The following is a 25,187-nucleotide window of genomic DNA, read 5'->3' on the forward strand; positions in this document are numbered from 1 at the left end:
TTCCATGGCGGGCATTCATGCGCTCGATCGGCTCATCGGCAACGACTATCCGGATTTCTTGACGGACGCGGACGTCCGGGCCTTCGAGCAGATTCCTTATGCCGATCGCGTCGCGGCCGAGAGCACCTATGACGCGATCAGGCTGGGTGCAGCGCGCAACCCCGACGGCGCGGCGATCCAGTTCCTGCAAAACGCCGATCCCGCCGACACGCCGGTCGTGGTCACGTATCGCGATTTCATCGCGCGCGTCACGCAGGCCGCAAACATGTTTCACGCACTGGGAGCGGAGAAGGGCGACGTCATCAGCTTCATGCTGCCGCTCGTGCCGGATGCCTTCGTGACGCTGTTCGGCGCCGAAGCCGCGGGCATCGCCAATCCCGTCAACCCGCTGCTCGAGCCGCACCAGATCGCGGAGATCCTGGAGGCCGCGAACACGAAAATCCTGGTGGCGCTTGGGCCGATGCCCGGCACCGACATCTGGCAGAAGGTCGAGCAGATCCGCCCGCAACTGAAGCATCTCAAGGCCATCGTGCAGGTGTTCGGCGGCGGCGATCCCGCCAACGGCATCTTCGCCTTCGGCGACCTGATCAAGCAGCAGCCGTCGGACCGGCTTGTCAGCGGGCGCAAGATTTCGGGTGCCGACATCGCCGCCTATTTCCACACCGGCGGCACCACCGGCACGCCGAAGCTGGTGCGGCACACCCATGCCAACCAGGTCTATCAGGCCTGGGCGCTCAATCTGCTGCTGAAGGCGAAGCCTGGCTCCAATCTACTGTTCGGAATGCCGCTGTTTCACGTCGGCGGATCGTTGACGCAGGTGCTGCTGACGCTGTCGAGTGGCGGCTCGCTGGTCGTGCTGTCGCCGAGCGGCTGGCGCAATCCGAATGCGGTGAAGAACATCTGGCAGCTCGTCGAGCGCTACAGGCCCGACGCGCTGTCGAGCGTGCCGACGGTGCTTGCCGCTACGCTGGCGGTGCCAGCGGGTGATGCAGATATTTCCAGCTTGAAATATGCCGCCGGCGGCGGCTCGGCGATTCCCGTCGCCGTGGGCTCGGCGATCCAGGACAAGCTCAAGCTGCCGGTGATCGAGGTCTACGGCATGACCGAGACCTCGAGTGTGCACACCCTGGCCTATCCGTCGCGGCCGATCCGGCTCGGCTCGGTCGGCCTTCCCATGCCTTACGCGCGCGTGCGCATCGTGCAACTCGATGCCGATGGCCGCCTGATCGGCGACTGTGCGCCCGACGAGATCGGCGTCGTCATCATGGCCGGGCCCGGCGTGTTCGGCGGCTATCTCAACGACGAGCACAACAAGGGCGCCTTCGTCGACGAGGTCTGGGTCAATTCCGGCGATCTCGGCCGGCTCGATGCCGACGGCTATCTCTGGATCACCGGCCGCGCCAAGGACCTCGTGATCCGCGGCGGTCACAACATCGATCCGGCGCCGATCGAGGAGATCATGTTCAGACATCCCGCCGTCGGCTTCGCTGCGGTGGTCGGCCAGCCCGACGCCTATGCCGGCGAGTTGCCGGTGGGCTACGTGCAGTTGAAGCCGGGTGCGAGCGTCGAGCCGGGCGAGCTCGAAGCGTGGGTGCGCGACCGCACGCCGGAGCGCGCCGCCGTTCCGGTGCAGGTGATTCCGATCAATCCGATGCCGGTGACGGGCGTCGGCAAGGTGTTCAAGCCGCAGCTGCGCTGGGACGCGGCGGAGCGCGTGTTCACCAAGGTACTGGCGCCGCTGGTCGAGCGCGGCATCGATTGCAAGGTCAGGGTTGGTGCCCATGGCAGTCACGGCTCGATCGCCACTGTGACGCTTGCGGGCCTGCCACCGGATCAGCGCGAGGTAGTCGCGAACGAGGTGCATGCGCTGCTTGCACCGTTCGTGATGCGCCACGAGGTGGTGCAGATGTAGCGACCCCGATAGACGGCTTCGGCGTCTGTCCGAAAGCAGGGCGACGCTGCGCCGCATTATCCATATCCCCATTAGGGCGTCCTATGTGATGGGCATCACATAGGAAGAATTAGCAATCGGCGATGCTTCCGAATAGTCTCGTGGAATTGCATCCGGGGGGACGCAAGTGATTCCGTTTCGGCTATTTGCTTTGTTGATATTTGCGATGGGCCTTACCTGCGGATCGGCGCATGCCGACCGGCGGGTGGCGCTCGTGATCGGCAATTCCGCCTACAAGAGCGCGCCGAAGCTCGGCAATCCCGTCAACGATGCCACCCTGGTCGGCGGCATGTTCAAGAAGGCCGGCTTCGATTCCGTGGACGTCAGGCTGGATCTCAGCGCCAGCGAGATGCGGCGCATGCTGCGCGAATTCGCCGGCAGGTCGCGCGATGCAGACATGGCGGTGATCTATTACGCCGGTCACGGCATCGAGCTCGACGGCAACAACTATCTCATTCCGACCGATGCCACGCTGGAGACGGACGGCGACGTTCTCGACGAGACCATCCCGGTCGAGCGGGCACTGTTCGCAGTCGAGCCGGCCAAACAGCTGCGCCTGATCATTCTCGACGCCTGCCGCGACAATCCGTTCGCGAAGACTATGAAGCGCACACTGGCCTCGCGCGCAATCGGACGCGGCCTCGCCAAGGTCGAGCCGACCAGCCCGAACACGATGATTGCCTTCGCGGCCAAGGCAGGCTCGACCGCGTCCGACGGCGATGCCAGAAACAGCCCGTTCGCTACGGCACTGGTCGAGCACCTGCCGAAGCCGGGACTTGACCTGCGCAAGGCCTTCGGCTTCGTCCGCGACGATGTGCTCAAGGCGACCAGCTACAAGCAGGAGCCTTATGTCTACGGCTCGCTCGGCGGCGACGACGTGCCCCTCGTCGCGAAGCAAGCCGCAACCGGTCCGCAGGCAAACCCGCAGGATGCCATTCGCAGGGATTACGAACTTGCGCTCCAGCTTGCCACGCGCGACGGCTGGGAGGCGTTTCTAGCGGCGTATCCCGATGGCTTCTACGCCAATCTGGCCAAGGGCCAGTTGAACAAGATCGCGGCCGAAGAGACGCGCGCTTCCGCTGAACAAAGGGCCAAGGCGGCCGAGCAGGAAAAGGCAAGGCTCATCGCCGAGCGTGCCCAGAAGGCCGAGCAGGCGAAGGCGGCCGCGGCGGCCAAGGCGGCCGAAGAGGCGCGCATCGCCGCGGAGAAGCAGAAACAGATCGAGCAGGCGAGGGCCGAGGCGGCCGAGCAGCAGCGCAAGATTGCCGAGGCGGCAGCAGCGAAGGCCTTGGCCGAGAAGCAGGCGGCGGAGAAGGCTAAGGCCGAGCTCGCTGCCAAGCAGGCGGCAGAGAAAGCGGAGCAGGCCGCAAAGCCGGCTGCCGATCGGCAGATGCCCGAAGTCGAAAACCAGAAAGTCGCTGCGCTCTCGCCGGCGCCGACGTCAACATTATCCGCGGCTGATCTGACAAAATCCGTGCAGAGCGAACTACGCCGCGTCGGCTGTCTTACGTCGGCTGCAGAGGGCGAGTGGACATCCGCCGCGCAGCGCTCGCTGACGCTGTTCAACAAATATGCCGGCACCCAGTTCGACGTGAAGCTCGCCAGCGTCGACGCGCTCGATGCGCTGAAGGCGAAGCCGGGACGGGTCTGCCCGCTGGTTTGCAATTTCGGCTTCAAGGCCGACGGCGATCAATGCGTCAAGATCACCTGCCGCGCCGGCTATCGCGTTGGCGATGACAACGAATGCGAGAAGGTGCCGGAGAAGAAGCCGGTCGCGACGCGCGAGGATTCGGGGAGGCGGGACACAGACCGAAAACAGACTGAAACCGCGCCGGCAGCACCGCAAGCCTCGGGACAAGTGATCTGCAATGCCGCCGGATGCAGGCCGATTGCCAAGGGGTGCCGGCTTGGAACGGCCAATCATCCTGCCACTCCTACGGTGAAGATACCGGCCGAAATATGCAACTGATGATGAAGCGCACCTTTCGGACTTGCTCCTTCGCACTGACGGCCCTTGCTTTTTTTGTTCTTGCAGACTGTCTCGATTGCAGCCCAGCACTCGCCGACAAGCGCGTCGCGCACGTCATCGGCAATTCCGCGTACAAGAGCGTGCCGAAGCTTGCCAATCCGGTGAACGACGCTGGCTTGATCGGCGCCATGCTGAGGAAAGCCGGCTTCGACACGGTCGACGTCAGGCAGGACTTGAATGCTTCTGAAATGCGCAAGGCGCTGCGCGAGTTCGGCGTGCGGACGCGAGATGCCAATGTCGCGGTCATCTACTATGCGGGCCACGGCATGGAGCTGGACGGCACCAACTATCTGATCCCGACCGATGCCGCTCTCGAGACCGACACCGACGTCTACGACGAGGCGTTGCCGATCGATCGCGTGCTGGTGAGCATCGAGCCTGCCAAACAGCTTCGGCTCGTCATCCTCGACGCCTGCCGTGACAATCCGTTCGCGAAGTCGATGAAGCGTACGGTGGCCTCGCGCGCCATCGGGCGCGGGCTTGCCAAGGTCGAGCCGACCAGCCCCAACACGATGATCGCGTTTGCAGCCAAGGCAGGCTCAACCGCCTCGGATGGCGATTCCCGGAACAGCCCGTTTGCGGTGGCATTGTCGGATCATCTGCCGAAGCCCGGGCTCGATCTGCGCAAGGCGTTCGGCTTCGTGCGGGACGACGTCCTGAAGAACACCGGCAACAGGCAGGAGCCCTATGTCTACGGCTCGCTCGGCGGCGACGACGTGGCGTTGGTCCCGACCAAGCCTGCTGCGCCCGGCCCGCAGGCCAATCCGCAGGACAGCGTCCGCAGAGACTACGAGCTTGCACTCCAGGCCGGGTTGCGGGACGCCTGGGAAGCATTCCTGCAGACCTATCCGGACGGCTTTTATGCAAACCTCGCCCGCGTGCAGCTAAAGAAGATTGCCGCCGAGGAGGAGCGCACGGCGGCGACGGAGAAGGCGCGGCTGGCCGAGCAGGAAAAGGTGAAGCTCGCCGCAGAACGTGCTCGGAAGGCGGAGCTGGAAAAAGCTGCCGCCGCCGCGAAAGCCGCCGAAGATGCGCGGATCGCTGCGGAGAAGCAAAAGCAGATCGAGCAGGCAAAGGCTGGAGCGGCCGAACGCGAGCGCAAGGCCGCGGAGGCCGCGGCCGCCAAGTCGCTCGCGGAGAAGCAGGCAGTCGAAAAGGCCGCGGCTGAGACCGCGGCGAAGCAGGCCGCGGATGCCGAAATCGGGAAGGTTGCTGCGCTGTCGCCCCCGTCCAATTCTCCGCCGCCCGGCGATCTCGCGAAATCGGTCCAACTCGAACTGCGCCGCGTCGGCTGCATGAAGGCTGAGACGAATACCGATTGGAGCGAGACCGCGCAACGCTCACTCATACTATTCAACAAATACGCCGGCACGAAATTCGATGCGAAGCTTGCGAATGATGATGTGCTCGATGCCTTGAAGGCCAAGTCGGGACGCATCTGTCCGCTGGTCTGCGACCATGGCTTCAGGGCCGACGGCGACGCCTGCACCAAGATCGTCTGTCGCCCGGGCTACCGCGTCAGCGACGACAATGAGTGCGAGAAGATCCAGGAGAAGAAGCCGGTCGCGACGCGCGAAGATTCGAAGAAGCGCGACGTTGAGCGCAAACGAACCGAGTCCACACCGCCAAAGACCCAATCCTCAGAACAGGTGCTATGCAACCAGGCGGGCTGCCGACCTGCAGCAAGAGGGTGTCGGATAGTGATTGGTACGGGTCAATCACAGGGGAGCGGCGGCATTGGACAGCAGAGAGAGGTTTGCAACTGATCTGAAGCGACAGCCTCGCGGTGGCATGGCTGGCAAGGCCGCGCCAATCCGGCAGGACTATCTGTATTGTGGTTTGGCGTAGACGCCACGGGCCTCGATAGGGGGGTGCTCTTCGCTGAGTTACCCCGCCGGCATCCGCGTCTCGATCAGGCGCACCCAGTACGATGCGCCGTGGCCGAGGATGTTGTCGTTGAAGACGTAGGCCGGGTGATGGCACTCGTTGCCGTCGCCCATGCCGACCAGGATCATCGCGCCGGGGCGCGCTTCCAGCATGAACGAAAAATCCTCGGCGCCCATCATCGGGATGAGCTTGTCGTTGACGCGATCGGTGCCGACGATGTCGCGGGCGACCTCGGCGGCGATGCCGGCCTCGCGCGCATGGTTCATCGTCACCGGATACATCCGCGTGTATTTCGTCTCGGCCGAGCCGCCATAGGCTCGCGCGACGCTGTCGGCGACTTCGCCGATGCGGCGCTCGACGAGATCGCGCACCTCAGGGTCGAGCGTGCGCACGGTGCCGGCGAGCTCGGCGATTTCGGGGATGATGTTGAAGGCTGTGCCGGAGTGGAATTGCGTAATCGAGATGACGGCGGACTTCAGCGGATCGACATTGCGCGCCACGATCGATTGCAGCGCGCCCACTATCTGCGAGCCGATCAGCACGCTGTCGACGGATTTATGCGGTCCGGCGCCGGCGTGGCCGCCCTTGCCGCGGACCGTGATCTGGATGTTGTCGGAGGAGGCGAGCATCGCGCCGGGGGTGGTTGCGAAATGGCCTTCGGGCAGGCCCGGCATGTTATGCATGCCGTAGACCTCCTGGATGTTCCAGCGCGTCATCAGCCCGTCCTCGACCATGGCCTTGCCACCGCCGCCGCCTTCCTCGGCGGGCTGGAAGATCATGATCGCCGTACCGTCGAAATTGCGCGTCTCGGCGAGATATTTGGCAGCGCCGAGCAGCATAGCGGTGTGACCGTCATGGCCGCAGGCGTGCATCTTGCCGGGGACTTTTGAGGCGTAGGGCACGCCTGACGTTTCCATGATCGGCAGCGCGTCCATGTCGGCGCGCAGGCCAATGGTCTTGTCGGAGGTCGATTTGCGGCCGCGGATCACGCCGACCACGCCGGTGCGGCCGATGCCCGTCACCACCTCGTCGCAGCCGAACTCGCGCAGCTTGTCGGCGACGATGCCGGCGGTGCGGTGGACTTCGTAGAGCAGCTCGGGGTTCTCGTGGAAGTCATGGCGCCAGGCGGCCATTTCGTCGGACAGGGCGGCGATGCGGTTGACGATGGGCATGAGGCGGGGATCCGTTTTTCTTTGGGAGTTGGCGTTCGTTAGGCGGGTGAAGTCGATCTAATCTTCGATGAAATTCCCATTGATGTCGCGCGTGCGAATCTCCAAGTCGTGTGACGTGAACCCGTGAGAGTTCTTTCTTTGTGAAACAGAACTCTGCAAGTTCAGTCATCAGCTCTCGCCAAACACGCGCTTGAAGATCTTATCGACGTGCTTGAGGTGATAGCCGAGATCGAACTGCTCCTCGATCTCGGCGTCGGTGAGATACTTCTTCACCTCAGTGTCCTTCTTCAGGAGCTGGAGGAAGTCGCCTTCGCCGCGCCAGACCGGCATCGCGTTGCGCTGCACGAGCTTGTAGGCGTCCTCGCGGCTGGCGCCCTTCTGCGTCAACGCCAGCAGCACGCGCTGGGAGTGCACGAGGCCGCCGAGGCGGTCGAGGTTCTTCTGCATGTTGGCGGGGTACACCAGCAGTTTGTCGATCAGGCCGGCGAGGCGCACCAGCGCGAAGTCGAGGGTCACCGTGGCATCCGGGCCCATCATGCGCTCGGCGGAAGAGTGCGAGATGTCGCGTTCGTGCCAGAGCACGACGTTCTCCAGCGCCGGCGTCACATAGGCTCGCACTATGCGGGAGAGGCCGGTGAGGTTTTCCGACAGCACCGGATTGCGCTTGTGCGGCATTGCCGAAGAGCCCTTCTGTCCCTCCGAAAAGAATTCTTCGGCCTCCAGCACCTCGGTGCGCTGCATGTGGCGGATCTCCACCGCGATGCGTTCGATCGAGGAGGCGATCACGCCAAGTGTCGAGAAATACATCGCGTGGCGATCGCGCGGGATCACCTGCGTCGAGATCGGCTCCGGCACGAGGCCCATGGCCTTGGCGACGTGCGCTTCGACGCGCGGGTCGATCTGCGCGAATGTGCCGACGGCGCCGGAGATGGCGCAGGTCGCGACCTCCTTGCGCGCCGCGATCAGGCGTTCCTTGGCGCGCGAGAATTCGGCATAGGCATAAGCGAGCTTGAGGCCGAAGGTGACGGGCTCGGCATGGATGCCGTGGCTGCGGCCGATGGTCGGCGTCATCTTGTGCTCGAAGGCACGCTTCTTCAGGGCAGCCAGCACCTTGTCGAGGTCGGCGAGCAGCAGGTCAGCGGCGCGGGTGAGTTGGACGTTGAGGCAGGTGTCGAGCACGTCGGAGGAGGTCATGCCCTGGTGCACGAAGCGCGCCTCGGGACCGACGATCTCGGCAAGATGGGTGAGGAAGGCGATGACGTCGTGCTTGGTCTCGCGCTCGATCTCGTCGATGCGGGCGACGTCGAACGTGGCGTCCTTGGCCTTGGCCCAGACGGTCTTGGCGGCCTCCTTGGGGATGGTGCCAAGCTCGGCGAGCGCGTCCGCCGCATGCGCCTCGATCTCGAACCAGATCTTGAACCGGGTCTGCGGCTCCCAGATCGAGGCCATTTCCGGGCGGGTATAGCGGGGGATCATCTGACGGCTCCAAGAGGTGGGCGGGATACCCCTTGCGACGCTAGGGGCGTGGGCTCCGGCCAAAATGCTTTTTACGCCGCGATTTAGCAGAGCGGGGAGGGCGAAACAAACGATCCGGCCCAAGGAGCGGGGTACGGGGGCAACTATCCACCGGTCGGGCGCGGCGAGCCCGCGCCGGAGCAAAAATTGGCTATCAATCACGGATCATTGACTGACAGATATTGAAATCTGTCAGCGAGACGTGTATATCCGTACTCCGACGCTCCGATTGGGCGTCCCGCGACAAGCCCCGGGGAGCCCGACATCCGAAACAAGCTCGGATCGGAGGGCGGATTGAAGAACGGGGACCGCGGACGAATGGAGACTTAAGACAATGACGACCGAAATCCTCAATTTCACCGGCGTGATTGGGCATTGGCTCAATTTGCTGGTGGCGCGCCAGATCGCGGCGCAGGCTGCAAAACTGCCTCATTAAGGCATAGGCTTTCCGAACGACCGGCCAGGGCGCTTCGGAAGCGGTCCTACTGCCGGGTAACTGAGCCCTGAACGGGAACATGGTGCTGGCATGAATGAAGCTATTGTCTTGACGCCGGAGCGGATCCTCGAAGTCACCGAGGACGTGCTCAGGCGCTTCGGACTTGCCAAGGCCACGGTGGTCGACGTTGCCCGTGCGCTCGATGTGAGCCACGGCAGCGTCTATCGCCATTTCCCGAGCAAGGCTTCGCTGCGCGAGGCCGTTGCCAAACGCTGGCTCGACCGCATCGACGCTCCGTTGCGCGCGATCGCCGAGGAGCAGGGCCCCGCACCTGTCAGGCTCGACCGCTGGCTGCGCATGCTGTTCGCCGCCAAGCGTTCGCGTGTGCTCGACGACCCCGAGATGTTCCAGACCTATCTGACGCTGGCGCGCGAGGCCTGTGCGGCCGTCAAGTGTCACAAGGACACCATGATCGACCAGATCGCGGCGATCCTGACCGACGGCGTTAAGCAGGGCGTATTCGAGGTGGAGGACGTCAAGACCACCGCGCGCGCCATCTTCGATGCCACCGTCCGCTTCCACCATCCGGCCCATGCCGACGAGTGGAAGGATGCCGATCTCTCCGCGCGCGTCGATGCGACGCTGGCGCTGCTGCTGCGTGGGCTGAAGGCGGCCTAAAGCCGCAGGATCCCTTCAAAAGCGGTGCGGCTCATCAACCTCTAGCCTTGTGGAGCAGGGGGCCGTCGCCAAGCGAGGGCGAGGAAGCCTGGTGTCTTCGCGTGTGGAAAGCAGGGTCGGACGAGGGCACGACCGGCGGACTCTCCGGATATGCATTGACCGCGATTTCGACGACGTCCTTCGATCGCTTTCGAAGGCGGTAGAATGTGAGTTCCTGATCGAGCATTGGGCAGCGGAAGTGGACGACGGCGGTGTCCGGCAGGCGGCAAAGCTCGTCAATGAGTTCGCCTACTGTGATGATCGGGGGATGGTCGACTGTTTTGTGATGACCCTTACTCATGATCGTTACTCCTTCACTCCGTTGCTAACCGAAACTGAACGGTCTCCGTTCCATTCCGCTCGGCACATTGAGAAGGTTCACGGGACTGAAGCGATGCGGCAGCTCTGCTGCTAGATCCTCGTCAACCCGCACGACGCCGCAAGCCGCACGAGCTGCGCGTCCGTGCGCGCGCCTGTCTTCGACTTGATCAGATAGTGATAGTTCTGCACCGTCTTCACACTGAGGTTGAGATGCGCTGCGATCTGCTCGGTGGTGGCGCCGCCGGCGAACTGCCGCAGGATCTCGATCTCACGCTCGCCCAGTTGATCCAGCGCCGAACCGGTCGGCGACAGGCTGTCCTCGGCTAAAATATGCGCGATGTCGTCGCTCATGGCGCGCTCGCCGCGCGCCACGCTGCGGATCGCATTCACGACTGCCGACGGCTCGCTGCTCTTGGTGACGAAGCCAGAGGCGCCGGCGCCGAAGGCGGCTTTCACCAGCACTGCTTCGTTGTGCATGGTGAAGACGAGAATGCGCGCCCGCGGGCTGCGCGCGCGGATGTTGCGGATTGCCTCCAGCCCACTCGCGCCGGGCATCGAGATATCAAGCACGACGACATCGGGATCGTGCGCTTTGAAGGCGCCATAGGCGTCCGCGGCGTTGTCGGCTTCCGCCACGACGCGAAGATCGCCCTGGCTTTCCAGCACGCGCCGGTAGCCTTGCCGCACGATCGGGTGGTCGTCGACCAGCAGCACGGAGATTCCTGTTGCCGCGACCTCGCTCATCTCGGCCTCACGCGGCGAGCGGGATGGTGGCGGCCACGCTGAGGCCGCGGGTCGCTGGCAGGATTGACAGCGATCCACCGGCGGCCGCAACACGTTCGCGGATGCCGGTGAGGCCGAAGCCGGCCGATTGCGCGACGCGCTCCGCATCGCCGCCGCCGTCGTCCTCGACACGGATCAGGAGCGCGTCGTCCTCGCCGGCTTGGCGCTCGATGCGCAACGAGATCTCGCGCGCCGAGCCGTGACGCAGGGCATTGGTCAGGCATTCCTGCGCCACGCGATAGGCGGTGGTGGCCGCCGGACCGCTGATGTCGGTGAGATCGCCCCTGAGATCGAGCTGGATCGTCGGCCGCGCCGCGCTCTGCGAACGCCAGCTGTCGACGAGATTGACGAGACTGGCCTCTAGCCCAAGCTCCTCGGGCAGGGGATTGCGCAGCCGCTTCAGCGCATCGCGCAGCGACGCCATCAGGTGATGGGTGGCCTGCGAGATCATGCGCGCATCCTGCGCGATGCCATTGTCTTTGCTTTCCTTCGCGCTCGCCGTCTCGATGGTGTTGGCGAAGGCGAGGATGGCGGAGAGATTTTGCCCGAATTCGTCGTGGAGCTCGCGGGCGAGCGCGCGGCGTTCGTCGTCGCGGATCTCGATCAGCCGCCGTGTCAGCGCTGCGCGCTGCTCGGTGGCCTCCTCCAGCCGGCCGCCGAGCGCATCGACGGCGCTGCCGATCATCGCAAGCTCCATCGAACGGAAGCGCGGCAGCTTCGTGCGATACTGGCCGCGCGCCATGCGCTGCAAGGCGGTGACGATGGTGCGTGCCGGCGCCAGCGCGTGCGCGATCGCGAGCGAAGCCAGCAGAGCGATTGCCGCCGCCATCAGCAGAGCAACGTCGATCACGTTGAGGATGTACTCCCAGGCGAGCGAGATTGCGGCGGCGGCGTCCGGCGTCGCAACCACCGTGCCGGCGGCTGCCGCGCGGGGACTGACAGGCCGCACCACCTCGGCGTGGCTGCCGAGGAAGGTCGGCACGATCGATGCGAACCAGCGCGGTGGTGTCTTGCCGATGCCTTGGCTCTGGCCGCAGAGCGGCTTCTCGAACGCCGCGGCTGGCTGGAACTCGACGCAGACGCCGGGCGAGATCAGCTTCATCGTCTCCAGCGTGCGCCAATCTGGAACCGGCAAGAGATGCTCGCGGGCTCTGCTGCTGCGCAACAAAAGCTCACGCCAATATAGCGCCTGAAGCGCCTGCGCGACCCGCTGCGCGGAGGCCGCCGTCGCCCGGTCGACACTGCGGTAGGCGTCGAACGTGGCCCACACCGTCGCCGCTCCCAGGCAAAGCGCCACAATGAGCAGCAGACGGGCGACGAGCTGAAGCACGAGGCGCATGCGATCACCCCCAACGTTTGGTAAGCTCAGCCTAACAACGCCGCCGCGCCTTGCCAATTGCGGGGAACGGCAGGATGGCAGCTCGGGCAAATTTCCCAAGCCGGATTGGGCATGGGTCTTTGGACCTGGCGCGGCGGCTTTGATCTAATCGGGCAAGAATCTTTCTCGGCCAATCGTCGCAAGCCAATCGGCGCAAGTCAGGAGCAGTGCAGCATGAGTTCTATGACGATTGGACCGATCGCAGGGACCGCGACCGACCCCTCCGAGCGCAGCGCGCTGCTGTTCTGGATGATTTTTACCGGGCTCTCGGTCTTCGCCGTCGTGCTGTTGTGGCGCTTCGGCCTGATCCACCTGATGCTGACCTCCGACCGCACCTACATTTCGAGCGTGATCGCGGTGCTTTATGTCGTCACCTGCGGCCACTGCTTCCTGCGGACGCGGGCGATCGCGCGGGAGGGCGCCGCGGCACGGCGCTGCCGGGCGGTGCTGTCGGCCGTCGGCGGCAGCAAGGCGCTGGATGCGGGGGCGACGGCGCTGCCGCGCGGCCTCGTGCGCGATCACATCGAGAGCCTCGTGACCAAGGCCGCCGCGCAAGGCTACCGGCCGGTCGACCAGACGCTGCTGCTGCGGACGCTCGCCGACCGCCTGCGTGGCTCCAACGGCTTCGGCGCCTTCGTCTCGGATACGCTGATGAAGCTCGGCCTGCTCGGCACCATCATCGGCTTCATCATCATGCTGGCGCCGATCGCGGGCCTGGATGCCGCCGACAAGACCGCGATGCGCTCCTCGATGGGGCTGATGAGCGACGGCATGGCGGTGGCGATGTACACCACGCTGGCGGGCCTCGTCGGCTCGATCCTGGTCCGCATCCAGTACTACATGCTGGATGCGGCGACCCAGCGGGTGTTCTCGGATGCGGTGGTGCTGACCGAGACCTATGTGACCCCGGTCCTGGAGCGCAGGGGATCTGGGACGCCGTCATGATGGATGATTTCGGTCTCTATCCGCGCGAGGAGGCGTTCGATCCGCTCGGCGTGATGCTGTTCAAGGCGCTCCAGGTGATCGCGTTCCTGTTCTTTCTGGCATTGCTTGCGGTCTCGCCGGATGCCAAGGACGGCAAGATCGATTCCAAGGCCGAGTTCATGATCACGCTGGACTGGCCGGACAATCACCCCGACGATCTCGACCTGTTCGTGCAGGACCCTGCCGGCAACATCGCCTGGTATCGCCACCGCGAGGCCGGCTTCCTCACGCTCGACCGCGACGATCGCGGCGGCGCCAATGACTTCATCATCGTCGCCGGCAAGAAGATCGCCTCGCCGATCCGCGAGGAGATCGTCACCGTGCGTGGTATCCTCGCCGGCGAATACACCGTCAACGTCTCGCATTTCGTCGCGACGACCGGCGAGCCCGTGACGGCCAATGTGAAGGTGCAGAAGCTCAATCCGACCGCGCAGGTGATCTTCGACAATAAGTTTACGCTCGACCACACCGGCGACGAGAAGACCGCGGTTCGGTTCCGGCTCGATGCCGAGGGCAAGGTGGTCAATGTGGATCAGCGGCCGAAGTCGCTGCTGGAGACGTTTCGCAGCAGTTGGCGCAACGGCGGCGATGTCGATCCCAAGACCGGTGTGAGCAAGAACGCTGTGAGGGTGCGCCGTGATTAGCCTGCAGACGGTCATCCTCTCGCTGTCGGTCGCCTACGCCGTCGTAGGCGCGCTGCTGCTGGTCGTTCTGGTCTATGCGAGGCTGCACTGGTCACTGAAGGCGGTCGCGGTGGTCGTGACCAGCGCCTTCTATGTCGTCAGCTTCACCGAGATGCGCGGGCTACTCGGCTGGGCCAGCTCCGACCGGATGCCGGCCGCCTTCAAGCTGCTCCAGGCCCGCATCGTCGAGCCGCATTCGCTGGAGGGCGACCCCGGCTCGATCTATCTGTGGGTCGAGGCGCTGGACGAAGACAATCGCCCGAGCGGCATTCCGCGGGCGTTCCGGGTGCCCTACGACGACAGGCTGGCCGACAAGACCCATGCGGCGCAGAACGAGATCGCGGCCGGGCATCCGCAGGGCGGGCGCGCCGCCGATTTCGGCGGCGGTGACGGCAGCCTGATCGACATGGTGCGGGAATATGTGACGCCGAAGACGATCCTGGAGACCAGTGGCGGCGATTCCTCGACCGGCGAGTTCAACGCCCCGCCGGCCGGCGCGCAAAGCGCCGTATTCACGCCGCTGCCGCCGCCCCGAATGCCACCAAAGGACGAGCAATAGGCCCTTCACCATCGCGGCAGCGACCCGCTGGAAAACCGACCCGCTCCGGCGCATGTTCTTGACGTCCCTCAATTTGGCCTTATCGGCTTCCGATAAGATTTGAGGGTGGAGGGTGCGTGCTCCTAGCTGTCTTCTCGGATATCCACGGCAACCGGCAGGCGTTCGAGGCGTGCCTGAAGATCGCCCGTGCGAAGGGCGCGGAGCGCTTCGTCCTGCTCGGTGATTTCGTCGGCTATGGCGCCGATCCGGAATGGGTCGTGGACACAGCGATGGAGCTCGTCGCCGGCGGCGCCATTGCCGTGCGCGGCAATCACGACCAAGCGGTCAATTCCTCGGCCGAGACCATGAATGTCGAGGCGCAGGTCGCGATCGAATGGACCCGCGGCCGGCTCGATAGCGCGCAGCGGCGGTTCCTGGCCGAATTGCCGATGCTGGTGGAGGACGACGGCCGTCTGTTCGTGCATTCGGAAGCCTCCAGCCCACAGCGCTGGCACTATGTCCGATCAACGGCCGATGCCGCCAAGAGCCTGATATCGACGCCCGCCCACGTCACCTTCTGCGGCCACATCCACCGTCCGGCGCTCTATTCGATGTCGGTGACGGCGAAGATGACGAGCTTTGTGCCGAAGACCGACGTGTCCGTGCAGCTCTTACGCGGGCGGCAATGGCTTGCCGTGCTCGGTTCGGTCGGCCAGCCCCGCGACGGCGATCCATCCGCGGCCTTCGTGCTGTTCGACACGGTCTCGTGCCAGATCACCTATTGCCGCGCGCCCTACGATATCGAGACGGCCGCAAACCGGATCCGCGAGAACGGCCTGCCGCATTGGCTGGCCGACCGCCTCTCGCAGGGGCGCTGACGGCGATGCCGAAACCGCTGGTCAAATCTGGCGCTGTGATCGACGGCTTCACCATCGGCGAGTGCGTGCATGCTGGCGGAATGGCGACGCTGTGGACCGTCACCCATCCCGGCATCGATGTGCCCTCGCTGATGAAGATCCCGCGGGTGTCGGAGGGCGAGGATCCCGCCGCGATCGTCTCCTTCGAGATGGAGATGATGATCCTGCCGCGGCTCGCAGGGCCGCACGTGCCGGCCTGTTTCGGCACCGGGGATTTCGCGCACCAGGCCTATGTCGTGATCGAGCGCATCGTCGGCACGACGCTCTACAAGCGGCTGCCGGACCTGCCGCTGCCTTATGACGAGGCGCGGCAACTCGTGGCGAAGATCGCGACAGGCCTCGCCGACCTGCACCGGCAGAACGTGATCCATCACGACATCAAGCCAAGCAGCATCATGTTCCGCGAGAGCGGCGAGGCCGTGCTGATCGATTACGGCCTGTCGCACCACAACCATCTACCGGACCTGCTGCAGGAAGAATTTCGCCTGCCTTACGGGACCGCGCCTTACATGGCCCCCGAGCGGCTGCTTGGTGTTCGTGACGATCCGCGCAGTGACCTGTTCTCGCTCGGCGTGCTGCTGTATTTCTTCACCACGGGCGAGCGTCCCTTCGGCGAGGGTGAGACGTTGCGCGCGATGCGGCGCCGGCTGTGGCGCGATCCCTATCCGCCGCGCGCATTGCGCGCCGACTATCCGCCCTGGCTCCAGGAGGTGGTGCTGCGCTGCCTCGAGATCGAGCCGGTGTGGCGCTATCCGACGGCATCCCAGCTCGCCTTCGACCTCACCCATCCGGATCAGGTCAAGCTCACCGCGCGCGCGGAGCGGCTGAAGCGTGATTCCCTGGGCATCGCGTGGCGGCGCCGCTTCAATCAGGGCGTCATGCAGCCACGGGCCAAATCGGATGTCGCGGCGCAGATCGCGTCGGGCCCAATTCTTGCGGTGGCGCTCGACACGGTGGAGGGCGCACCGGAGCTGAACGAGGCGCTGCGCGTGACGACCGAGCGCATCCTTGCCACGCTGCCCTCGGCGCGACTTGCCTGCCTCAACGTGCTCAAGCTCAACCGCATCGCGATCGACCGGACGCTCGACGAGCAGGGCTCCAACAAGCATATCGATCGCCTGGTCGCGCTCCGGCATTGGGCGACGCCGCTCAAGCTGGATGAGAGCCGGCTGTCGGTTCATGTGCTGGAAGCCGTCGATCCCGCCGCTGCGATCCTTGAGTTCGCCGCGGTCAATCAGGTCGACCACGTCATCATCGGGGCACGGCAGAGCTCGTTCCGCCGTACGCTGCTCGGCAGCGTCTCGGCCAAGGTGGCCTCGGAAGCAGCCTGCACCGTCACCGTGGTGCGGCCGCCGCGAATGGCGGGGGATGCAGCCGAAGCGGATGCCGGCGAGGCGGCCGGATAGGGCTGCGCCTCCGAACGGCGGATCAGGCCGCGTGGACGGTGTGAGCCGCGCGCTTACGGCGGATGGGCCAGGAGAATTGCGGGCCGGGCTCGCCGTGATCCGCACTGCCGCCAAAATACTGGATGATCTCGCGGCAGGGCTCGCAGTTGAACAGGTTGCGCGACGCGGACGCCTTGGTCATTTCCTTCAGGCAGTTCGGGCAGTGCGGCTTCATGGGAGGCGGTCCGGAAAAGGAAATCTCAGTGTCGGCGCTGCGAGGAGAACGAATGGTCGAGGTCCGAATTGTCGGGCCAGGCATCGTTATCCAGCGTGCCGTCGGCGCGTTCGAGGCGGCCGAAGAAATCATCGAGGCTCGGATGCGGGCGACGCGGGATCCGGCACCTGCGCTTCGGCTGGCGCTTCACGAGTGCGATCTGCATCGCGCTCAGTCCCGGTGACGATGAAGCGGGATGATGCGGGCCGAAGTTGGGGCCTTCACCGGTCGTGCCACGTAGAGGCTGCGAGCTGCAATCGCCGCATTGAATCCGAACCACAACGCTACGCCAGTCCAAACCAGGGTCGTCGTCATGATTTGCTCCCGTCAAAAGCAGGCAGGAGTCACTTGCGGTGATTTGCACGAATCAGTGAAGTCCGGATGAGTACGGATCAAGGTTGCAGTTTTAGGCATTGCGCGCTGCAACACCGGTACGAGCCGCAGGTTTGCGGGCTCCCGATCCAGCTCAAATCGCTTCGCCGCGCGCCCCTAGCGCCGCATTGCGGATGGCCGCGATGTTGGTCTTGTAGGCCTCCTGCGTGCCGCCTCTGAACACGGAAGTGCCTGCGACGAAGGCGTTGGCGCCGGCCGCCGCGAGCGCGCCGGCAACGTCGGGACCGACACCCCCGTCGACCTCGATGTCGATCGGGCGTCCCGCAGTCATCGCGCGGATGTCATGGATCTTGCCGATCGCAGAGGGGATGAAGGCCTGGCCGCCGAAGCCGGGATTGACCGACATCACCAGCACGAGGTCGACCAGATCGAGCACGTATTCGAGCGCGCTGATCGGCGTGCCCGGGTTGAGCGAGACGCCTGCCTTCTTGCCGAGCGCGCGGATGGCCTGGAGCGAACGGTGCAGATGGGGACCAGCCTCCGCATGCACAGTGATGTGGTCGCAGCCGGCTTTCGCGAAGGCCTCGAGATAGGGGTCGCAGGGCGAGATCATCAGATGCGCGTCGAAGATCTTCTTCGTGTGCGGGCGCATCGCCTTGATGACATCAGGGCCGTAGGAGATGTTGGGCACGAAGTGCCCATCCATCACGTCGAGATGGATCCAGTCTGCGCCGGCGGCATCCACCGCGCGCACCTCCTCGCCGAGCTTGGAGAAATCCGAGGCCAGGATCGAGGGTGCGATGGCCAGGGGGCGAGGGGCGAAGGCTTGGGTCATGACGCGGTTTCCGGTGGCGGCCGAAACAAGAACGGCCTCGCCTAACATGGGCCTCCGCGGCAGGCAATGCAGGGGGAAGCTGCTTCCTGTGGGCGGAAATTTCTGCCGCGACCGGCACGAATTGCCGGTGTTCCCGAACCGTGCAAGGCGCAGCGAAGGCGGATTTCATTGAGCTTTTCACGCTGGCACGACGCTTGCTGACGTCTCCTTCTGACGTCGTCTCTTGCTGAGCCGTCTTCGGAACATTGGCCGCGGCATGCCGCACCGGTTGGAGTTGTGCAATGTTGTTCGCCCTAGGCGCGGTATCGAGTGCGCTCGACGCGATCCAGTCGCTGACGAACTCGAAATCGTCATCGGCAACGCAGAAGACGGGATCTTCCCAAGGTGCAACCAATCCGTTCGCGATCGACAGCGGCAACAGCAGCACGACCAGCGGCGCGACCTCGTCGGTTAATTCGGGCAGGTATCCGCCGATATCGCCCGAAACGATGAATGCGTTGTTCGCGGCGCAAAGCCAGTCGGCCGACGGCGCGAGCGGCGCGACCAGCGCGACCTCGTCGAGTTCGGCGTCCTCGACCTCGAAGGACCGGGAGTCGGCGCTGGAGGATCTGTTCTCGCAGATCGATGCGGATGGCGACGGCAAGATCACCAAGTCCGAGTTCGAGGATGCGCTGGGCGCCGGCGGCACCAATCTGGCGCAGGCCGACGACGTGTTCTCGAAGATGGATGCGAACTCGGATGACAGCATCAGCCTGGATGAGATGTCGAAGGCGCTGAAGAGCGGTCACCGCGGCCACCACGCCCATGGCGCGAACGGCGCGGGCGACGCCTCCAGCGGCTCGGATTCCTCGTCGTCGAGCGGTGGGTCGACCTCGACCACGACGACCAACGCCGACGGCTCGACCACCACCACCGTCACCTATGCCGACGGCTTTAAGATGTCGACCACGGTGCCGGGCGCCTCCAGCAGTTCCGGTAACTCGGCCTACGATCTGTTCGCGCAGTTGATGCAGCGGCAAGGCGGGCAGGGGCAAGGCGCGTCAGCAACTGCCGGTTCGTCCATGTCGATGAGCGTCTAAGCACCACGCGCGCTCTCCACAACTAACGCTGTCATGCCCCGGCTTGCCGCCTTCGCTAAAGCTTCGGCGGCCGAGCACCCTTGTGGCCCCGGCGTAGCCTTGGCGGAGCCGGGACCGGGGCATCCAGTACGCCGCGACCTCTCGGTCCAATCAATCCTGTCTCTGGAATACTGGATCGCCCGGTCTTCGCCGGGCGATGACGCGCGACGTGGTGAGAGATGTGTGCCCCTTACGTCCCAAACCGATCCCTCCACGCCGGCTGCGCACCGGGGAACGGCAAGGCCGTCGCGCTGTACACACCACGCGCGATCGCGCGTGCGACGACGTTGGCAGCGATCGTGCCAAGCTCGGTGAGGCCGACCAGCGGCTCGATCGGCTTCGCGCACGTCGCTGCGGCGAACAGCACGTCGCCGTCGGTCGGCGCATGCACCGGATAGATCGCGCGGGCAAAGCCGGTATGCGCGATCATCGCCAGCCGCTTGGCCTGGGGTTTGGTCAGCACCGCGTCGGTGACGACGGCGCCGATAGTGGTGTTTTCGCGCGCGCTCGCCGCGGGACCGCCCTTGATGCGCATGCGGAGCATGTCGTCGGTGAATTTGTCTGGCAGCCCGCGTCCGCCGAATTCGCCGTCCACCTCGAACGGCGCCGCCCAGAACCACGGTCCGTCGCCGACGGTGACGCTGCCCACCGCGTTGACGGCGACGATCGCCGCGACCTTGACGCCATCGGGCGTCACCGCCGAGGCCGAGCCGAGCCCGCCCTTGAACGTCGCGGTGGTGGCACCGAGGCCGGCGCCGACGCTGCCGAGCGCGAAGTCCGTGCCGGCGGCGGCTGCCGCGGCGTAGCCGAGGTCGCGATAGGGCGAGAAGCGTCCCCAGGCCTTGTCGCCACCGTTGAGGAGGTCGAACAGGATCGCGCCCGGCACGATCGGGATCAGCGCTTCGCGAACCCGGAAGCCGCGGCCCTGCTCGGCGAGCCAGGCCTGCACGCCGCCGCCGGTATCGAGGCCAAAGGCGGAGCCGCCCGACAGCGCGATGGCGTCGACGCGCTCGACGGTGTTGGCAAGATCGAGCAATGCGTCCTCGCGCGTGCCGGGTCCGCCGCCGCGAACGTCGATGGCGGCGACCGCCGGAGAATCGAAGATAACCGCGGTCGCGCCCGAGCCGGCTTTTGCGTCTTCGGCATGGCCGACGCGGACGCCGGCGATGTCGGTGAAGAGATTTTTCAAACTGGCCTCGTAACCTGAGAGGAGTTCGCACCTGCGATAGCGCAGAGACGTTGCAGGCTCAACTGGCGAGGGCCGTCCTGAGCATCTTGGCGAGCTCGGACTTGCGGTAGGGCTTGGCCAGCAGCAGCACGCCGGAATCCAGCCGGCCGTGATGGACGATGGCGTTCTCGGTGTAGCCCGAGGTGAACAGCGTCTTCAGGTCGGGGCGGCGCTTGTGCGCTTCGTCTGCAAGCTGGCGGCCGTTCATGTTGCCGGGCATGATGATGTCGGTGAAGAGTAGGTCAATGGTCTTGTCGCTATCGATGATGGTGAGGGCCTCGGCGCCGTTAGCGGCCTCGAGCGCGGTATAGCCGAGGCTCTTGACCTGCGTCACAACATATTGCCGCACCAGCGCGTCATCCTCGACGATCAGAATCTTCTCGTTGCCGCCGGTGATGGGCGCATTCTGGAGCGCTTCGAACTCGGTCTCCTGCACCCCGGTCGAGCGCGGCAGGTAGATCTTCACGCTCGTGCCGTGGCCTTCCTCGCTGTAGATCTTGATGTGGCCGCCAGACTGTTTGACGAAGCCGAACACCATGCTCAAGCCGAGGCCGGTGCCCTTGCCGACCTCCTTGGTGGTGAAGAAGGGATCGAACACACGGTCGATCAGGTCCGCCGGAATTCCGCTGCCGGTGTCGCTGACCGCGATCATCACGTAGCTGCCGGCGACCATGTCAGGGTTCATGCTGGCATAGCCATCGTCGAGGAAGATGTTGCGCGTCTCCAGCACCAAGGTGCCGCCGTCGGGCATGGCGTCGCGCGCGTTCAAGGCCAGATTGAGGATCGCGGTGGAGAGCTGGCCCGGGTCGACCAGTGTCGGCCAGGCATCCTCGGTGAGCTGCGGCACGATCGTGATCTGCTCGCCGAGCGTGGGATGCAACAGCTTGGCGGCTTCTAGCACCAGTGCGTTGACGTCGATCTCGCGCGGCTGCAGCGGCTGCTTGCGCGCGAAGGCAAGCAGGTGCTTGGTCAGCTGCGCGCCCCGCTCGGCGGCATCGTCGATCAACTTTGTGATGGCGGCAAGTTCGGGCCGGTCGGCGACGGCGTCGCTGAGAATGCCGATCGTGCCCGTGATGACGGTCAGCACGTTGTTGAAGTCGTGGGCGACGCCGCCGGTCAACTGGCCGATGGAGTCCATCTTCTGGACCTGCCGGAGCTGGGCCTCGGCGGCCTGCTTGTCGGTGAGGTCGCGGCCGATGAAGAAGTGGCGCTTCACCGGCTCCGACCAGGTGCCCATCCAGTTCAGCGTGACCTCGTGACCGTCGTAGTGGTAGTAGCGCGCCTCGAAACTGCGCTTGACCGCGCCGCGCCGGGCCGCGCGCATCTCGCTCCGCGTGTTCTCGAGATCGTCGGGATGGATGAACTCGGTCGCGCTGTGCCCGACCATGTCCTCGGGGCTGTAGCCGAGGATGTTCTTCACGCTCGGGCTGATCTGGACGAAATTGCCATAGCCGTCAGTGACCAGGATCAGGTCCTGCGATGTCTCGAAGATGCGCTGGCGTTCTTCGGTCTCGCGGCGCAGCTTCTCTCTCGCTTGCTTCTCTTCGGTAATGTCATGCGCGATCTTGGAGGCGCCGATGATCTCGCCATGATCTGTGCGCAAAGGGGAGACATTCAGGACGACGTCGAGCGGGCGTCCGTCTTTTCGGATGCGGATCGTCTCGTGCTGGGCGATCGACTCGTTGCTGGCGATCCGGTTGAGGATGCTCCTGACTTCGCCCTTGAGATCCGGCGGCACGATGATGTCGATCGGCTTGCCGATCGCCTCTGCAGCGGAATAGCCGAACAGATGTTCGGCGGCCTTGTTCCAGCCGGTGATGATGCCGTCGAGCGTTTTCGTGATGATGGCGTCGTTGGAGGATTCGACCACCGCGCCGTACAGGGCGAGGCGTTTGCCGTAATAGTCGCGTTCCGAAGCCGATTGCTGGCGCAACCTGCCGACGAGGCCCACCGTATGCGCCTGAAGGCGGACATTCTCGATGAGGAGCACCGCGAGCACGAACGTCGCCGCGCCGAGGCCATAGAGCCGGCCGGCATAGAAGCCCAGATCGAAGCGTGCGACGTTGACGATCGCCGACAGTGCGATGTCGAACAGCCAGGCGCACATGACGACCATGAGCCAGACGTCGATCACCGAATGCGGCCTGCGGAACCAGAGCGAGACGAGCGCGGCAAAGCTCAGCGACCACACGAAGGACACGACGCCGATCATGGTCGGCGTGTAGCGGCCGTCGCGCAGCAGGACCGGCAACAGATCGTGCTGCACGGTGACGACCCAGGTGAAGACGGCCATCGCGACGATGACGCCGAGCACGCTGGCGCAGATCGCCCTGCTCGTCACAGTCCGAACCCGCGGGCCCCCGTCCTTTTCCTTCAGCCAGGCATAGCCCAGCACGCATAGCGGGAAGACGCCGTGCCAGATCATGTAAAGCCAGACCGTGGTCTGCCGGCCCGCGCCGAAGAGCCCGGTCGGTGTGAACAGGCCGGGGAAGGTGAGGGCATGGACCAGTGCCGCTGCGGCGGTGAAGAGATAACCGGTCGCAAGCCACAGCAACGCACGGGTCCGTAAGACTGCAAATTGTGACAGCAGCAGCACTGCCGTGACGATGTCGCTCACGGCGAGCGCCGATTGATAACTCGCGACGAAGGCGGGGACGGGCAGGAGCGGGGTACCCGCGAAGGGCACGGCCGCCGCGAACAGGATCGAGGACACGCCGACAATCGTCAATGCCGCGCTGCGGTCGGTCGAGGTGGCCGGCAGGGTCGAAAGAAATGTGCTTCGGTCGATCGGTGCAGGCACGTCCACCTCTCGCGGGTCGGTCTTGAGCAGGTCAGCTTTGAGCAGGGTTTTGAGCATCTCCGCTTCGTCTCATTCGGCCGTTAGCCCCCTTCATGCTAGCCGGTTCTGGCGCGGATCGTGAACGGAACCGGTGACGACTTAACCGAAGGTTACAGATTACTTAATTTCGATGAGAACGCGGAATAGGGACGGGGTAAGATGCGCTTTACTGGGTGGTGTCATAATGCCCCTCCGTCCCGGCGGGTTCCAGGTTTGAATCAGCGAATTTGATCTCAATATCGGAAGTTGTCCCCATGCCTCGCGTCCTGATCATCGACGACCAGAAGGACGTCCGCGCGATGGTCGCGATCGTGCTTCGGGTCAATCGTTTCGAGGTCGTGGAGGCCGAAAGCGGTGCGGCCGGGCTGAAAGCCTTCGCGGAAAGCTCGTTTGACGCGGCGATCGTCGACATCTTCCTCGGTGATACCAGCGGCGTCGACGTCATCGCGACCCTGCGTGAGCGCGCGCCTGCGCTGCCCGTCGTTGCGGTATCCGGGGTGACGACGCTCGATTTCATGGAATCGCCCCACCTCGCCGACGTGGTCTGCCTGCAAAAGCCGTTTCGGCCGAATGATCTCCTGCAAGCCCTGCGACAGGCCCAGGCCGCCGTGGGCGGCGAGCTGCCGGCAGCGGTCTGACCTCACGCAAGAAGAAACGCCCCGGACAAGCCGGGGCGTGATGATGATTTGTCGGTCTGAGGCCACGCCAGCGGGCTAGGTGCCTTGGCCGGCGATCTCGGTATAGCCGCCCTTGGCGTCCCATTTGTAGACGACGTAGTCGATCTGCTTGATGTCGCCCTTGGCGTCATACTCGATCGGGCCGATCACGGTGTCCCACTTGCCGGCCTTCATCGCCGCCATGACCTTCTTGGGGTCGGTGGTGCCGGCCTTCTTGGCGGCCTGCGACCAGACCTGCATCGCCGCGTAGGTGTAGAGCGTGTAGCCCTCGGGATCGATGCCCTTGGCCTTGAAGGCCTCGACGATCTTCTTCGCCGTCGGCTTGTTGCGCGGATCGGGGCCGAAGGTGAACAGCGTGCCTTCGCCGGCCGGACCGGTGATCGAGGCGTACTCCTTGTCGGCGAGCGCGTCGCCGGCCATCAGCACGGTCTTGAGGCCCTGATCGCGCATCTGACGCAGGATCAGGCCGCTCTCCTGATGATAGCCGCCGACGTAGACGAGGTCGATGTTGTCGCGCTTCAGGCGCGAGACGATCGCGTTGAAGTCCTTGTCGCCCTTGTTATAGGACTCGTACATCTTCTCGGTGATGCCGGCCTTGTTGAGCGCCTTCTTGGTCTCGTCGGCAAGACCCTTGCCGTAGGTGGTCTTGTCGTTGAGGATCGCGATGTTCTTGCCCTTGAAGTTCTTGGCGATGTACTGCGCGGCGATCAGGCCCTGCTGGTCGTCGCGGCCGCAGACGCGCGCCACGTTCCAGAGCTTGCGTTCGGTGAACAGCGGGTTGGTCGAGGCGGGCGTGATCTCAAGCACGTTGCCATCGGCATAGGCTTCAGAGGCGGGGATCGACGACGACGAGCAATAATGCCCGGCCACGAACGGGATTTTCGCGCCGGCGATCTTCTCGGCGATCGAGCGCGCCTGCTTCGGATCGCAAGCGTCGTCCTCGACGGATAGCGCGAGCTTCTTGCCGTTGACGCCGCCGGCGGCGTTGATGTCGGCCACGGCCATCTCGGCGCCGTTCTTCATCTGGCGGCCGAAGGCGGACTCGCCGCCGGTCATCGGGCCAGCGACTGCGACGGTGACGTCCTGCGCGAATGCCGCGCTCGATAGCGCGAGCGATGCGCCGAATGCCAGACCGATGAGCTTCAGTGATTTCATGAGATACCTCGCGGGTGGTCGCCTGTGGAAGT

General features: G+C 64.8%; 22 protein-coding genes. 11 read left to right on the top strand and 11 right to left on the bottom strand.

Annotation, left to right across the window (positions count from 1 at the left end; translation table 11 throughout):
* The first annotated feature begins 4 nt into the window (after nucleotides 1-4).
* The 3 genes from ACR9YP_RS19360 to ACR9YP_RS19370 all read left to right on the top strand — a co-directional run bounded on the left by ACR9YP_RS19360 (nucleotide 5) and on the right by ACR9YP_RS19370 (nucleotide 5,746).
* Nucleotides 5-1,912 (top strand): acyl-CoA synthetase, encoded by a 1,908-nt coding sequence (locus tag ACR9YP_RS19360; protein ID WP_474220845.1) that lies wholly within the window; start codon nucleotides 5-7, stop codon nucleotides 1,910-1,912.
* A gap of 205 nt (nucleotides 1,913-2,117) precedes the next feature.
* Entirely contained in the window at nucleotides 2,118-3,920 is a 1,803-nt protein-coding gene (locus ACR9YP_RS19365) for a caspase family protein (RefSeq protein ID WP_474220846.1), read from the top strand.
* A complete protein-coding gene (locus tag ACR9YP_RS19370; RefSeq protein WP_474221088.1) occupies nucleotides 3,920-5,746 on the top strand; it encodes a caspase family protein in 1,827 nt (608 codons plus the stop codon). Before ACR9YP_RS19365 ends, ACR9YP_RS19370 begins: the two co-directional genes overlap by 1 nt.
* A 120-nt stretch (nucleotides 5,747-5,866) precedes the next feature.
* Here the strand turns inward: ACR9YP_RS19370 and ACR9YP_RS19375 are convergent, their stop codons facing one another.
* Together ACR9YP_RS19375 and purB are read right to left on the bottom strand one after the other, a co-directional pair.
* Nucleotides 5,867-7,039, bottom strand: coding sequence for a M20 aminoacylase family protein (locus tag ACR9YP_RS19375; protein ID WP_474220847.1), 1,173 nt, complete (start codon nucleotides 7,037-7,039; stop codon nucleotides 5,867-5,869).
* Nucleotides 7,040-7,207: 168 nt separating this feature from the next.
* Nucleotides 7,208-8,515 carry an adenylosuccinate lyase gene (gene purB / locus ACR9YP_RS19380; RefSeq protein ID WP_474220848.1) on the bottom strand — a complete coding sequence of 436 codons (1,308 nt, stop codon included), beginning with the start codon at nucleotides 8,513-8,515 and terminating at the stop codon, nucleotides 7,208-7,210.
* A gap of 565 nt (nucleotides 8,516-9,080) precedes the next feature.
* Here purB and ACR9YP_RS19385 point away from each other — a divergent pair.
* Nucleotides 9,081-9,668 (top strand): TetR/AcrR family transcriptional regulator, encoded by a 588-nt coding sequence (locus tag ACR9YP_RS19385; RefSeq protein WP_474220849.1) that lies wholly within the window; start codon nucleotides 9,081-9,083, stop codon nucleotides 9,666-9,668.
* Between the two features lie 450 nt (nucleotides 9,669-10,118).
* Here ACR9YP_RS19385 and ACR9YP_RS19390 read toward each other — a convergent pair whose 3' ends face one another.
* Entirely contained in the window at nucleotides 10,119-10,772 is a 654-nt protein-coding gene (locus ACR9YP_RS19390) for a response regulator (RefSeq protein WP_370988915.1), read from the bottom strand.
* 7 nt (nucleotides 10,773-10,779) lie between these two features.
* Nucleotides 10,780-12,150, bottom strand: a complete 1,371-nt coding sequence (locus ACR9YP_RS19395) for a sensor histidine kinase (protein WP_474220850.1) — start codon at nucleotides 12,148-12,150, stop codon at nucleotides 10,780-10,782.
* 213 nt (nucleotides 12,151-12,363) lie between these two features.
* Between ACR9YP_RS19395 and ACR9YP_RS19400 the strand changes: the two genes are divergently transcribed.
* The 5 genes from ACR9YP_RS19400 to ACR9YP_RS19420 all read left to right on the top strand — a co-directional run bounded on the left by ACR9YP_RS19400 (nucleotide 12,364) and on the right by ACR9YP_RS19420 (nucleotide 16,717).
* A complete protein-coding gene (locus ACR9YP_RS19400; RefSeq protein ID WP_474220851.1) occupies nucleotides 12,364-13,134 on the top strand; it encodes a MotA/TolQ/ExbB proton channel family protein in 771 nt (256 codons plus the stop codon).
* Nucleotides 13,131-13,817, top strand: coding sequence for a hypothetical protein (locus ACR9YP_RS19405; protein WP_128932925.1), 687 nt, complete (start codon nucleotides 13,131-13,133; stop codon nucleotides 13,815-13,817). The genes ACR9YP_RS19400 and ACR9YP_RS19405 overlap by 4 nt, the downstream gene beginning before the upstream one ends.
* On the top strand, nucleotides 13,810-14,415 hold the full coding sequence (locus tag ACR9YP_RS19410) for a hypothetical protein (RefSeq protein WP_091888981.1): 606 nt from the start codon (nucleotides 13,810-13,812) through the stop codon (nucleotides 14,413-14,415). Before ACR9YP_RS19405 ends, ACR9YP_RS19410 begins: the two co-directional genes overlap by 8 nt.
* Nucleotides 14,416-14,531: 116 nt before the next feature.
* Nucleotides 14,532-15,272, top strand: coding sequence for a metallophosphoesterase family protein (locus ACR9YP_RS19415; protein WP_128932926.1), 741 nt, complete (start codon nucleotides 14,532-14,534; stop codon nucleotides 15,270-15,272).
* A 5-nt stretch (nucleotides 15,273-15,277) separates the two neighbouring features.
* On the top strand, nucleotides 15,278-16,717 hold the full coding sequence (locus tag ACR9YP_RS19420; protein WP_474220852.1) for a serine/threonine protein kinase: 1,440 nt from the start codon (nucleotides 15,278-15,280) through the stop codon (nucleotides 16,715-16,717).
* A 22-nt stretch (nucleotides 16,718-16,739) separates the two neighbouring features.
* Here the strand turns inward: ACR9YP_RS19420 and ACR9YP_RS19425 are convergent, their stop codons facing one another.
* The 4 genes from ACR9YP_RS19425 to rpe all read right to left on the bottom strand — a co-directional run bounded on the left by ACR9YP_RS19425 (nucleotide 16,740) and on the right by rpe (nucleotide 18,138).
* Nucleotides 16,740-16,931, bottom strand: a complete 192-nt coding sequence (locus tag ACR9YP_RS19425) for a hypothetical protein (protein ID WP_128932928.1) — start codon at nucleotides 16,929-16,931, stop codon at nucleotides 16,740-16,742.
* Nucleotides 16,932-16,956: 25 nt separating this feature from the next.
* A complete protein-coding gene (locus ACR9YP_RS19430) occupies nucleotides 16,957-17,136 on the bottom strand; it encodes a hypothetical protein (protein WP_474220854.1) in 180 nt (59 codons plus the stop codon).
* Between the two features lie 5 nt (nucleotides 17,137-17,141).
* Entirely contained in the window at nucleotides 17,142-17,285 is a 144-nt protein-coding gene (locus tag ACR9YP_RS19435; RefSeq protein ID WP_164940187.1) for a hypothetical protein, read from the bottom strand.
* 151 nt (nucleotides 17,286-17,436) lie between these two features.
* Complete coding sequence (rpe, locus tag ACR9YP_RS19440) at nucleotides 17,437-18,138, bottom strand: ribulose-phosphate 3-epimerase (protein WP_474220856.1); 702 nt, start codon at nucleotides 18,136-18,138, stop codon at nucleotides 17,437-17,439.
* Between the two features lie 281 nt (nucleotides 18,139-18,419).
* Here rpe and ACR9YP_RS19445 point away from each other — a divergent pair, with 281 nt between their 5' ends.
* Entirely contained in the window at nucleotides 18,420-19,217 is a 798-nt protein-coding gene (locus ACR9YP_RS19445; protein WP_474220857.1) for an EF-hand domain-containing protein, read from the top strand.
* A 229-nt stretch (nucleotides 19,218-19,446) separates the two neighbouring features.
* Here ACR9YP_RS19445 and ACR9YP_RS19450 read toward each other — a convergent pair whose 3' ends face one another.
* Together ACR9YP_RS19450 and ACR9YP_RS19455 are read right to left on the bottom strand one after the other, a co-directional pair.
* A complete protein-coding gene (locus ACR9YP_RS19450; protein ID WP_474220858.1) occupies nucleotides 19,447-20,445 on the bottom strand; it encodes a P1 family peptidase in 999 nt (332 codons plus the stop codon).
* A gap of 58 nt (nucleotides 20,446-20,503) precedes the next feature.
* Nucleotides 20,504-23,341, bottom strand: a complete 2,838-nt coding sequence (locus ACR9YP_RS19455; protein ID WP_474220859.1) for a PAS domain S-box protein — start codon at nucleotides 23,339-23,341, stop codon at nucleotides 20,504-20,506.
* 236 nt (nucleotides 23,342-23,577) lie between these two features.
* Between ACR9YP_RS19455 and ACR9YP_RS19460 the strand changes: the two genes are divergently transcribed.
* Nucleotides 23,578-23,961 (top strand): response regulator, encoded by a 384-nt coding sequence (locus tag ACR9YP_RS19460; protein ID WP_474220861.1) that lies wholly within the window; start codon nucleotides 23,578-23,580, stop codon nucleotides 23,959-23,961.
* A gap of 75 nt (nucleotides 23,962-24,036) precedes the next feature.
* On the opposite strand, the gene ACR9YP_RS19465 is transcribed toward ACR9YP_RS19460, so the two are convergent.
* On the bottom strand, nucleotides 24,037-25,155 hold the full coding sequence (locus ACR9YP_RS19465) for a branched-chain amino acid ABC transporter substrate-binding protein (protein ID WP_474220863.1): 1,119 nt from the start codon (nucleotides 25,153-25,155) through the stop codon (nucleotides 24,037-24,039).
* Nucleotides 25,156-25,187: the final 32 nt, after the last annotated feature.

The organism is Bradyrhizobium sp. BR14999 (assembly GCF_056106085.1).